The sequence below is a fragment of the Ruegeria sp. AP12 genome (assembly GCF_056540025.1).
In genome coordinates, this window is record NZ_JBQFVZ010000112.1 from 1 (window position 1) to 918 (window position 918).

Consider the following 918-nt stretch of genomic DNA (forward strand, 5'->3'; position numbering starts at 1 on the left):
TGCCTCGACCCGTTATCCGGGCAAACCTTTGGTTCCCCTGACCGGAGCAAGCGGCAAAGCAATGACCTTGCTCGAACGGTCCTGGCGCGCGGCCTGTTCCGTATCTGGTGTGGACAACGTGGTTGTCGCCACCGATGACGACCGCATCCGCGAAGCAGCCGAAGGGTTCGGGGCCGAGGTTGTCATGACCTCGGACTCCTGTGGCAATGGCACCGAGCGCTGCGCCGAAACTCACGCCAATCTGGGTATGGGCTATGATATCGTGGTCAACCTTCAAGGCGACGCGCCGCTGACCCCGCATTGGTTCGTCGAAGACCTGATCGCAGGGCTGCGCGCCGCACCGGATGCCGGTGTCGCCACGCCGGTGCTGCGCTGTGATGGCGAAGCGCTCAACAGCCTGCTGAACGATCGCAAGCACGGGCGCGTCGGTGGCACAACGGCGGTCTTTGCCGCAGATCACAGCGCCATGTATTTTTCGAAAGAAGTGGTTCCTTACACCGCTCAGACCTATGCGTCGGCAGACGAGACCCCGGTGTTTCACCACGTCGGCGTTTACGCCTATCGCCCTGATGCGCTGGCCGCTTACCCCACATGGCCCATTGGCCCGCTGGAGCAGTTGGAAGGGCTGGAACAACTGCGCTTCATGGAAAACGGGCGCAAGGTTCTTTGCGTCGAGGTTGAGGCCAAGGGCCGCCAGTTCTGGGAACTGAACAACCCGCAGGACGTGCCGAAGCTGGAGCAAATGATGGCCGCCATGGGGCTGGACTGACCGCAGTGTTTATCACAGATAACCGGCCCTTTTGGACGGCAAGACAAATTGGAATTTTGAATGACTAATATTCTTGTGACCGGCGGTGCCGGCTACATCGGGTCGCATGCCTGCAAAGCGTTGTCGCAAGCCGGATACACGCCCGTGAC

General features: G+C 60.7%; 2 protein-coding genes. Both read left to right on the forward strand.

Going from position 1 to position 918, the window contains the following annotated elements:
* A partial coding sequence (locus ACR0E6_RS21580; protein ID WP_480587166.1) for a 3-deoxy-manno-octulosonate cytidylyltransferase occupies positions 1-769 on the forward strand: 769 nt, incomplete at its 5' end.
* Between the two features lie 60 nt (positions 770-829).
* Positions 830-918, forward strand: an 89-nt coding sequence (locus ACR0E6_RS21585) for an NAD-dependent epimerase/dehydratase family protein (protein ID WP_480587169.1), incomplete at its 3' end; no start/stop codon positions are given.